The organism is Nonomuraea terrae (genome assembly GCF_004348995.1).
GTDB lineage: Bacteria > Actinomycetota > Actinomycetes > Streptosporangiales > Streptosporangiaceae > Nonomuraea > Nonomuraea terrae.
Genome location: NZ_SMKQ01000280.1, coordinates 1 through 9,232, shown reverse-complemented (window position 1 = coordinate 9,232; position 9,232 = coordinate 1). Strand labels below are relative to the sequence as shown.

Here is a 9,232-nt window from a genome sequence, read left to right as displayed (position 1 = left end):
GCAGAGGGCGGTGGGGGTGGTGGAACCGCTGGTCGGTGAGGGGGCATGCGATGGGCGTGTGCAACCCCTGCAACCTACCGCTCGTCGCGTACGGGTGACCGCTCGTCGTTGGGCCACTCTCCGTATGTCGATGACTACAGACCGCTCAACGAGCTGTCCGGAAACGGGGTTTCGCCCACAAGATCGCAACCGTAGTGTTTCGGCATCGGGAAGCCACTCCGGCGCATCGGGGGGACGAGCCGCAAGGCTCACAACAGGACTGATGCGCCGGCTTCACCGGCGACACGCACGTCGCCACGGCTGTCGGGCCCTTGACCGGGGGGTGGGGCCCGCCAAGCCGAATTTGTGAAGGGGCGTCTGCGCGGCCATGGAAGAGGCCCCGCGATCCGGCCCTCGGGGGCGGTCGGATCGCGTGAGCAGGCGCCCCTGTCACGATTCCTACTGGGTTACCGGTCTTATCCGCCTTCGCCGTGAGCCCGGCGGCGCGAGAGATCAGCCGTCGCGGAGCTTCTTCAGCAGCGTGATGTCCTCGGCGTGTTGGGGCGCCTTGCCGGGAGTCTCGATGCAGATGGGCACACCCGCCACCGCCGGATGGCGCATCAGCTCGGCGAACGCACCGGCGCCGATGTGGCCGGCCCCGATGTTCTCGTGGCGGTCCTTCTTCGCCCCGCACACGTCCTTGGAGTCGTTGGCGTGGATGAGCTTGAGCCGCCCGGGAGCGATCGCGTGCAGGGCGTCGAACGTCTCCTTCACCCCGCCCTCGGCTGCCAGGTCGTGCCCGGCGGCGAAGGCGTGGCAGGTGTCGAGGCAGACGCAGGCCCGCGGGTGCCGGTCGAGCGCGTCGAGATACGGCTCCAGGTCCTGGACGGTCGCGCACAGCATGGCGCCCTGGCCGGCCATCGGCTCCAGCAGCAGGTCGGGCCCGTCGTCGGGGATCGTGTCGAGCAGCGGCAGCAGGTTGTCGTGCAGCTGCCGCAGCGCCGCGTCACGGCCCTGGGTGACCGCGGAGCCGGTGTGCACGACGACGCCCCTGGCGCCGGTCTCCACCCCGCGCCGCAGCGCGTGGCGCACGACGGCGATGGAGTTGGCCAGCGTCTCGGCATTCGGCGAGCCGAAGTTGACGAGGTAGGGCACGTGGATGAACGCCGGCACACCCGATTCGGCCAGCTTGGCGTCCTCGTCGGGCTTGCCGTCGTTGAGCGCCCAGCCGCGCGGGTTGGTGACGAACACCTGGATCATTTCGGCGCCGATGTCGGCCATGTATTTCAGGCCGCCCGTCGCGAGGCCGCCCGCCACGGACACGTGTCCGCCGATCAGAGAAGTCGGGGTCATGATGCCTCCCAGTCTAGGCCCCGCCGGCGGGACCTCTGACCTGCGCGATCGTACGCGGTGCGACGGACAAAGCTTGCGCCAAGACCCCGTCGGGCCCCCTGGCGCGCCCCGCCTCGGGGAACGATCCGCTGCGTCCGGAACACGTCCGTCCAGACGGGGAGAGCCCATGCGTGCCGTCGCCATTTCCGCCTTCGGGGCCGACCCGGAGCTCGTCGAGCTGCCCGAGCCGCAGCCACGCCCCGGCGAGCTCCTCGTACGCCTGCGCGCCGCCGGCTACAACCCCGTCGACACCAAGATCGCCGGCGGCGCCATGAGGGACCGCATGTCACCGTCGTTCCCGTTCGTCCTGGGCCAGGACGGCGCCGGCAGCGTGGCCGCGCTCGGCGAGGGCGTGACCGGCTTCCGGCTCGGCGAGGAGGTCTACGGCCGCTTCACCGACCCCTCGCGGGGTTTGGGCAGCTATGCCGAGTACGGCGTGGTGGCGGCGGACGGCCCGGTGGCCTCGATCCCCAAGGGCATGATCCTTGAGCAGGCCGCGGCCGTCCCCACCGCCACCGCGACCGCGCGGGCGCTGGTCGAGGAGTCCCGCCTGGACGAGGGCCAGACGGTGCTGATCGTCGGGGCGACCGGCGGCGTGGGCCAGGCGGCGACGCAGCTCGCCGCGCTGCGCGGCGCTCGCGTCATCGCGACAGCCGCCCCCGACGCGGCCGACACCATACGCCGCCTGGGCGCCGCCGAGACGGTGGACCACCGCGGCGGCCCGGTCGCCGACCAGGTGCTCGCCGCCCACCCCGACGGGATCGACGCGGTCTTCGACCTGGTCTCCACCGCCGGCGGCACGGCGCCGCTGGAGGGCCTGCTGCGCCCCGGCGGAGTGATCTGCAGCGTCCTGCGCGCCGTCGACCCCGACGCGCTGGCCGCCAGGGAGCTGCGCGGCATCAACGTGGTCAACACGGTCACCGGTCCGGTGCTGAGCGAGCTGGCCGACCTCATCGACAGCGGCGAGCTGCGCGTCCAGGTGCAGGCGCAGATCCCGCTGGAACGGGTGCCCGCCGTGCTGGCCGACATCGCCGCGGGCCACGCCCGCGGCAAGACCGTGTTCACCATGTGAGAGCGGCTGTTGGAGCATGGCACGAAAAGTGCGGGCCATCCGGGCGGTCACTTCGGAGTTCTCGCGGATGGACCGGGCACGGAACGCATGTGTGTACTTCTGACATGCCCGACACGCTGGAAGCCTTCAACGTCCTGCCCACGGCCGAGGCCGAGCGGGAGCTGCTCGCCTGCTGCGCCAGCCCCGCCTTCGCCGGCCTGGTCGCCTCGCTCAGGCCGTACGGAAACCTGGACGAGCTGCTGGAGACGGCGGGAAAGGTCGTGCGGGAGCTGGAGTGGGGCGACGTGCTGGAGGCGCTGAAGGCGCATCCCCGCATCGGCGAGCGCGCGGGCGGGGACGGCAGGGAGGCGACGTGGTCGCGCCAGGAGCAGTCCGGCGTCGAGGAGCGGCTGCGCGCGGCGCTCGCCGAGGGCAACCGGGACTACGAGGGACGGTTCGGGCACGTCTACCTCGTCTGTGCCACCGGGCTGACCGGCGCCGAGATGCTGGCCCGGCTCCGCGAGCGGCTGCGCAACGACGAGGAAAGCGAGCGCGACGTCGTACGCGGCGAGCTGGCCGCCATCGTGCGGCTGCGGCTGGCCAAGCTCATGGGGGCGGGCGGATGAGCTTCTCCACGCACGTGCTGGACGCGGTGACCGGCCGCCCGGCCGCCGGCCTGCGGGTCCGCCTCGAACACGAGGGCGGCGTCGTGGCCGAGGGCCGCACCGACGCCGACGGCCGGCTCAAGGGGTGGCAGCCGGAGGCCGGGGTGCACCGCGTCGTCTTCGACACGGGGGCCTACCTGGCCGACACGTTCTACCCGGAGGTCGTCGTCACCTTCACCGTGACCGATCCGGCGCAGCACTACCACGTGCCGCTGCTGCTCAGCCCGTACGCCTACTCCACCTACCGAGGGAGCTAGATGTCCGTCAAGCTCGGCCCCAACCGATACGGCAAGGCGGAGACCAGGCTCGTCCACGTGGCCAGGGAAGGCCCCGTCCACCGCGTCAAGGACGTCAACGTCAGCACGTCGCTGTCCGGTGACACGGAGGCCGTCCACCTCACCGGCGACAACGCCGCCGTCCTGCCGACCGACACGCAGAAGAACACGGCGTACGCGTTCGCCAGGAAGCACGGCGTCGGCCAGATCGAGGAGTTCGCCCTGCTGCTGGCCCGGCACTTCGTCACCTCGCACCCGTCGATCCACCACGCCCGCGTGGAGATCGAGGAGTACGGCTGGAACCGCGCCGGGCCGCACTCGTTCGTCCGCGACGGCGGCGAGGTGCGGACCTGCGTCGTCCACCACGACAGGCAGGGCGACAGCACCGTCGTGTCGGGGCTGCAGGACCTGGTGGTGCTCAACACGACGGGCTCGGAGTTCCACGGCTACATCGTGGACGAGTACACGACGCTGCCGCCCACCCGCGACCGCGTTCTCGCCACCGCCGTGACCGCCCGGTGGCGGCACACCGGCGAGACGGCGTCGTACGCCCAGTCGTACGAGCGGACCCGGCAGGCCCTGCTCGACGCGTTCGCCGGCACCCACAGCCGCTCCCTCCAGCAGACCCTGTACGCCATGGGCGAGCGCGCCCTGACCGTCTGCCCCGAGATCTGCGAGGTCAGGCTCGCGCTGCCGAACAAGCACCACCTCGTCGTGGACCTGTCGCCGTTCGGGCTGGACAACGACAACGAGGTGTTCCACGCCGCCGACCGCCCGTACGGGCTGATCGAGGGCAGTGTGCTGCGCGAGGACGCGCCCGACGCCCGATTCGCCTGGGAGTAGCCGATGGACTTCTTGCGGCCCACGACGTGGCAGGAGGCGCTGGCCGCCAAGGCGGACCGGCCCGACGCGGTGCCCCTGCAGGGTGGCACCGACGTGATGGTCGAGCTCAACTTCGACGTGCGCAGGCCGGCGGCGCTGCTCGACCTCACCCGGGTGCCCGAGCTGCGCGCATGGGAGATGACCGGCGGGTACTGCCGGGTGGGGGCGGGGGTGTCGTACGCGACGGTCATCGACGAGCTGTCCGGGTCGCTGCCGGGGCTGGCGCAGGCGGCGCGCACGGTCGGCTCGCCGCAGATCCGCAACCGCGGCAGCGTCGGCGGGAACCTCGGCGCGGCCTCGCCCGCCGGCGACAGCCACCCGCCGCTGCTGGCGGCCGGGGCGGTGGTCGAGGTGGAGTCGCGCGAGCGCGGGGTCAGGATGATCCCCGCCGCCGAGTTCTACCTAGGGGTCAAGCGCAGCGCGCTGGAGCCGGACGAGCTGATCAGGGCTGTGCACGTGCCGCCCGCCACCGGCCCCCAGTACTTCTCCAAGGTCGGCACCCGCAACGCCATGGTGATCGCGGTGTGCTCGTTCGCGATCGCCCTGCACCCGCGGGAACGGCGGGTCGGGACGGGCATCGGCTCGGCCGCGCCCACCCCGCGCCGCGCACGGGAGGCCGAGGACCTGCTCGCCCGGGAGCTGGACTGGTCCGCGCCGCTGGACCCGGCGCTGGCCCACCGCTTCGGCGAGCTGTGCGCGCGGGCCGCCGCGCCGATCGACGACGTACGGGGCAGCGCCGCGTACCGGGCGCACGCCCTCGGCGTGCTGGCCCGCCGGACCCTCACCTGGGCCTGGAACGACTACCGGAGGGCCGCGTGATGCGCGTCACGTTCACCGTCAACGGCCGCGAGCAGAGCGCGGACGACGTCTGGGAGGGCGAGAGCCTGCTCTACGTGCTGCGCGAGCGCCTCGGCCTGCCCGGCTCGAAGAACGCCTGCGAGCAGGGCGAGTGCGGCTCGTGCACGGTGTACCTGGACGGCGTGCCGGTCTGCGCCTGCCTGGTCGCGGCCGGGCAGGCCGAGGGGCGCGAGGTGCGCACGGTCGAGGGCCTGGCCGACGGGGGCGCCCTCGACCCGGTGCAGGAGGCGTTCGCGGAGTGCGGGGCCGTGCAGTGCGGCTTCTGCACGCCGGGCCTGGTGGTGCAGACCCACGACCTGCTGGCACGCGTGCCGGGTCCGTCGGACGCGGAGATCAGGGAGGCGCTGGCGGGCAACCTGTGCCGGTGCACCGGTTACGAGAAGATCATCGACGCGGTACGGCTCGCCGCCGCCCGCAAGGCGGAGGGAGCGGGCGATGCGTGATGCCGCGGGTCAGACGGTGCTGATCACGGACGTGGCGATCGCCCCGGTCGCCGGCCCCGAGATCAGATCCGGATATATCAGGATCGAGGGTGACCGCATCGCCGAGCTGGGTCCCGGGCCCGCCCCCGACGTCCCCGGCGCCGCCCGCATCGACGGCGCCGGCTGCCTGGCCACGCCCGGCCTGGTCAACACCCACCACCACCTGTACCAGTGGGCCTGCCAGGGCCTCGTCCAGGAAGCCACGCTGTTCGAGTGGCTGGTCGCCCTCTACCCGGTGTGGGCCGCCATGGACGCCGAGGTGGTCAACGGTGCCGCCACCGCCGGGCTGAGCTGGCTCGCCCTGTCGGGCTGCACCACCACCAGCGACCACCACTACGTCTTCCCCAAGGGCCGGGGCGACCTGCTCGCGGCAGAGATCGAGGCCGCCCGCGAGGTCGGCGTGCGCTTCCACCCGGCGCGTGGCTCGATGGACCGGGGACGGTCGAAGGGCGGCCTGCCGCCGGACTCCGTGGTCGAGGAGCTGGACGACATCCTGGCCGCCACCGCCGAGGCCGTGGACGCCTACCACGACCCGTCGCCGTCGTCGATGCTGCGCGTGGTGGTCGCGCCGTGCTCGCCGTTCTCGGCCAGCGCCGAGCTGATGACCGAGTCGGCCGCCCTGGCCAGGGCCAGGGGCGTACGCCTGCACACGCATATCGCCGAGACCCTCGACGAGGACGAGCACTGCCTGGAGCAGTTCGGGATGCGCCCGGTCGACTACATGGACAAGCTCGGCTGGCTCGGGCCGGACGTCTGGTTCGCGCACGCCGTGCACCTGGGCGACGCCGACGTCGGCAAGCTGGCCGCCACCGGCACCGGCACCGCGCACTGCCCGTCCTCCAACGGGCGGCTCGGGGCCGGGATCGCGCGCGTGTCGGAGCTGCTGCGCCGCGGCGCGCCCGTCGGCCTCGGCGTCGACGGCAGCGCCTCCTCCGAGCTGACGCCGCTGGCCGGCGAGATGCGCCAGGCCCTGCTGTTCCAGCGCGCCCGCTACGGCCCCAGGGCGCTCACCGCCCGCCAGGCCCTGGAACTCGCCACGCTCGGCGGCGCCCGCAACCTCGGCCGCGACTCCGAGCTCGGCACCCTGGAGCCCGGCAAGCTGGCCGACATCGCCCTGTGGCGGGTCGACGGGCCCTTCACCGCCGCCGTCGCCGACCCCGTCTGCGCGCTGGTCTTCGGGCCCCCGCCGCCGCTCGCCCGCGTCCTGGTCGGCGGGCGCACGGTGGTGGCGGACGGCGAGCTGAGGACCCTCTCCCAGGACGCCGCCGGGCGCGCGGGCGCCGCCGCCCGCCGCCGCCTGCTGCGCCTGGCCGAGGAACAGGGCGTCACCGCCGCGCCGCACTAGCGACCGCCCGCACTATGGTGTGAAATGTCCGGAACGAGGAAGAAGGGCGGTCCCGTGGCGGGAGATCTGACAGAGGAGCGGCTGGCGCGGCTCAAGAGCACCTTCGCCGCGATCGACACCGACGGCGACGGTTACATCAGCGAGGCCGAGCTGAAGCGGCACTTCCCCGACCTCCCGGCGGAGGCCCTGGGCGCGCTGAGCCAGGAGGCCGACTCCGACCAGGACGGCCGCTACTCCCTGGAGGAGTTCATCCGCACGGTCTCCTAGAGCTTCCCGCTCAGCGGGCGGACAGGGCACGTTCGAGCGGGGTGCGGAAACGGGGCGTGACCGTGACGCCGCCGAGCCAGGAGGCCAGGGCGGCCGCCTCGGTCTCGACGGCCGACCGGGCATCGGCGCCCACGTCCTCGAGCAGCCGCCACACGATCTCCCCGCCGGGACGCTGCGCCCAGCCGCCCACGACCCGGCCGTCCCACCACACCGTGGGCCCCACGTTGCCGCTGCGGTCGAACAGCTCGGCGCGGTGCTCCTGCGGCAGGTACCACTCGCGCGCCTGCCAGCCCATCGGCGTGGGGTCGAGCGCGGGCAGCAGCGCGGCCCACGGCTCCGGCGCCCCGGACTCGGCCAGGTCGTCGAGGTCGCCGGGCAGCACGTACCCGGTGCCCTCGGCCAGCTCCACCGCGACCGCGCCGACGGCGGCCAGCGCGGCGCGCACCTGCTTGAGCGTCCAGCCGGTCCACCACTTGAGGTCGGCCTCCGTGCCCGGCCCGAACGCCGCCAGCCACCGGCTCACGAGCCGCGCCTGCGCCTCGTGCACGGCGAGCTCCGCCATCTCGGGCGCCAGGCCCCAGCGGTGCTGCCCGCTGAGCCACGTGCCGGACGGGCGCGCGCCCCGGACGAGCAGGCCGTCCATCGCCATCAGGGCGAGCAGCCGCGAGCCCACGCTCACCTCGGCCTCGTACGGCTTGCCGGCGGCCACCAGGAACTTCTCACGCAGCCGCGGCTCCAGCGCCCCCAGCTCGGCGGCCGTGGCGTCGCCGTGCTCGGCCAGCAGCCGCAGCACCGACGCCTCGACGTCCTTGACCCGGGCCTCGTCCCAGCCGCCCTCGGCGAACAGCTTCAGCACCGACGCGCGCTCCCTGCGGGCGATCGCCACCGTCGAGGAGTGGTGGACGACCGGCACCAACTCCGCGGGCACCACGAACACCGTGCGCCGCATCCCGGTCATGCGCACGAGCGTGCGGTCGGCGTACAGGGCCCGCTCGACCGGCTCAGGGCCGGGGGCGGACAGGCGCGCGCCCGCCGACAGGAACACGGTCGCCGGGTCGGTGCCGTGCAGCGCCACCACGGACGCCGCGGCCTCCTCCGGCGTGGCCGCCTTGACGGCCAGCCGGTGCCGCCGGGCCAGCCGCGCCTGCCGCTGCCGCGCCGAGATCCGCAACGACGTCTCCTCTCCGGCGGGCCCCTCCCAGGGAGTGAGGGTAACGGCCCGGGATGTGATGATGAGTCACGCCTTCCTGCCCGCTCGCACCGGGCAGGAAGGCGTGTCAGGACATTGTTCATCATCAGGTGGGAGTTCGTAGTGGTTCAGCACGTTCTGGTTGCCCCTGACAAGTTCAAGGGGTCGCTGACGGCGGCCGAGGTGGCCTCCCGGGTCTCGGCCGGACTCGGCGTGCCCACCGTCGAGCTGCCGGTCGCCGACGGCGGCGACGGCACCGTCGACGCCGCCGTCGCGGGCGGGTTCGGCCGGATCACGATCGAGGTCACCGGGCCGACCGGCGAGCGCGTGCCCGCCTCGTACGCCTGGCAGTCCACCGGAACGGCCGTGATCGAGCTCGCGGAGGCCTCCGGGCTGCGCCGCCTGCCCGGCGGGCACGAGCCGCTGACGGCCACCAGCTACGGCACCGGCGAGCTGATCGCCGACGCCGTGCGTCGCGGGGCCGGGCGGGTCGTCCTCGGCCTCGGCGGCAGCGCCTGCACCGACGGGGGAGCGGGCATGGCCCAGGCCCTCGGCGCCCGGCTGCTCGACGCCGAGGGCCGCGACCTGCCGCGGGGCGGGGCCGCGCTGAAGGACCTCGCGCGCATCGACCTGTCAGGCTTCCTCGACATCTCCGGCGTCGAGTTCGTCGTCGCCAGCGACGTGGACAACCCGCTGCTCGGCCCGCACGGCGCCGCCGCCGTCTACGGCCCCCAGAAGGGCGCCACCCCCGAGGACGTCACGACGCTGGAGACGGCGCTGGCCCGCCTGGCCGCCGTCGCGACCACGACCCACGGCCTCATGGGGGCCGTGGAGCACGACGGTGTGC

At 73.6% G+C, this 9,232-nt stretch carries 11 protein-coding genes; 9 read left to right on the top strand and 2 right to left on the bottom strand.

The window, feature by feature from the left end:
• Positions 1 to 492: 492 nt before the first annotated feature.
• Positions 493 to 1,332, bottom strand: a complete 840-nt coding sequence (locus E1286_RS43370; protein ID WP_132622643.1) for a deoxyribonuclease IV — start codon at positions 1,330 to 1,332, stop codon at positions 493 to 495.
• A 166-nt stretch (positions 1,333 to 1,498) separates the two neighbouring features.
• On the opposite strand from E1286_RS43370, the gene E1286_RS43365 reads away from it, so the two are divergent.
• The 8 genes from E1286_RS43365 (at position 1,499) to E1286_RS43330 (ending at position 7,196) form a co-directional block, all read left to right on the top strand.
• Entirely contained in the window at positions 1,499 to 2,443 is a 945-nt protein-coding gene (locus E1286_RS43365; RefSeq protein ID WP_132622641.1) for an NADP-dependent oxidoreductase, read from the top strand.
• Between the two features lie 104 nt (positions 2,444 to 2,547).
• Positions 2,548 to 3,048 (top strand): 2-oxo-4-hydroxy-4-carboxy-5-ureidoimidazoline decarboxylase, encoded by a 501-nt coding sequence (gene uraD / locus E1286_RS43360; protein ID WP_132622639.1) that lies wholly within the window; start codon positions 2,548 to 2,550, stop codon positions 3,046 to 3,048.
• Complete coding sequence (gene uraH / locus E1286_RS43355) at positions 3,045 to 3,344, top strand: hydroxyisourate hydrolase (RefSeq protein WP_132622637.1); 300 nt, start codon at positions 3,045 to 3,047, stop codon at positions 3,342 to 3,344. The genes uraD and uraH overlap by 4 nt, the downstream gene beginning before the upstream one ends.
• Positions 3,345 to 4,205 (top strand): factor-independent urate hydroxylase, encoded by an 861-nt coding sequence (gene pucL, locus E1286_RS43350; protein WP_132622635.1) that lies wholly within the window; start codon positions 3,345 to 3,347, stop codon positions 4,203 to 4,205.
• A 3-nt stretch (positions 4,206 to 4,208) separates the two neighbouring features.
• The gene (locus E1286_RS43345) at positions 4,209 to 5,063 is read left to right on the top strand and encodes an FAD binding domain-containing protein (RefSeq protein WP_132622633.1); all 855 of its coding nucleotides are present in this window, start codon (positions 4,209 to 4,211) and stop codon (positions 5,061 to 5,063) included.
• Positions 5,063 to 5,545 carry a (2Fe-2S)-binding protein gene (locus tag E1286_RS43340; RefSeq protein WP_132622647.1) on the top strand — a complete coding sequence of 161 codons (483 nt, stop codon included), beginning with the start codon at positions 5,063 to 5,065 and terminating at the stop codon, positions 5,543 to 5,545. Before E1286_RS43345 ends, E1286_RS43340 begins: the two co-directional genes overlap by 1 nt.
• Positions 5,538 to 6,929, top strand: coding sequence for an 8-oxoguanine deaminase (locus E1286_RS43335; protein ID WP_132622631.1), 1,392 nt, complete (start codon positions 5,538 to 5,540; stop codon positions 6,927 to 6,929). Before E1286_RS43340 ends, E1286_RS43335 begins: the two co-directional genes overlap by 8 nt.
• A 24-nt stretch (positions 6,930 to 6,953) precedes the next feature.
• Positions 6,954 to 7,196, top strand: coding sequence for an EF-hand domain-containing protein (locus E1286_RS43330; protein ID WP_246075660.1), 243 nt, complete (start codon positions 6,954 to 6,956; stop codon positions 7,194 to 7,196).
• A 10-nt stretch (positions 7,197 to 7,206) separates the two neighbouring features.
• On the opposite strand, the gene E1286_RS43325 is transcribed toward E1286_RS43330, so the two are convergent.
• Positions 7,207 to 8,367, bottom strand: coding sequence for a winged helix DNA-binding domain-containing protein (locus E1286_RS43325; protein WP_132622629.1), 1,161 nt, complete (start codon positions 8,365 to 8,367; stop codon positions 7,207 to 7,209).
• Positions 8,368 to 8,508: 141 nt separating this feature from the next.
• Here E1286_RS43325 and E1286_RS43320 point away from each other — a divergent pair.
• Positions 8,509 to 9,232 (top strand): glycerate kinase (locus tag E1286_RS43320; protein ID WP_132622627.1); only part of this gene is annotated, 724 nt, incomplete at its 3' end.

What these genes read in the sequence shown, in the direction of transcription:
- uraH (WP_132622637.1), top strand. Translation starts at nt 3,045, where the DNA reads ATGAGCTTCTCCACGCACGTGCTGGACGCGGTGACCGGCCGCCCGGCC.
- pucL (WP_132622635.1), top strand. Translation starts at nt 3,345, where the DNA reads ATGTCCGTCAAGCTCGGCCCCAACCGATACGGCAAGGCGGAGACCAGG.
- E1286_RS43340 (WP_132622647.1), top strand. Translation starts at nt 5,063, where the DNA reads ATGCGCGTCACGTTCACCGTCAACGGCCGCGAGCAGAGCGCGGACGAC.
- E1286_RS43345 (WP_132622633.1), top strand. Translation starts at nt 4,209, where the DNA reads ATGGACTTCTTGCGGCCCACGACGTGGCAGGAGGCGCTGGCCGCCAAG.
- E1286_RS43335 (WP_132622631.1), top strand. Translation starts at nt 5,538, where the DNA reads ATGCGTGATGCCGCGGGTCAGACGGTGCTGATCACGGACGTGGCGATC.
- E1286_RS43365 (WP_132622641.1), top strand. Translation starts at nt 1,499, where the DNA reads ATGCGTGCCGTCGCCATTTCCGCCTTCGGGGCCGACCCGGAGCTCGTC.
- E1286_RS43330 (WP_246075660.1), top strand. Translation starts at nt 6,954, where the DNA reads ATGTCCGGAACGAGGAAGAAGGGCGGTCCCGTGGCGGGAGATCTGACA.
- uraD (WP_132622639.1), top strand. Translation starts at nt 2,548, where the DNA reads ATGCCCGACACGCTGGAAGCCTTCAACGTCCTGCCCACGGCCGAGGCC.
- E1286_RS43370 (WP_132622643.1), bottom strand. Translation starts at nt 1,332, where the DNA reads ATGACCCCGACTTCTCTGATCGGCGGACACGTGTCCGTGGCGGGCGGC.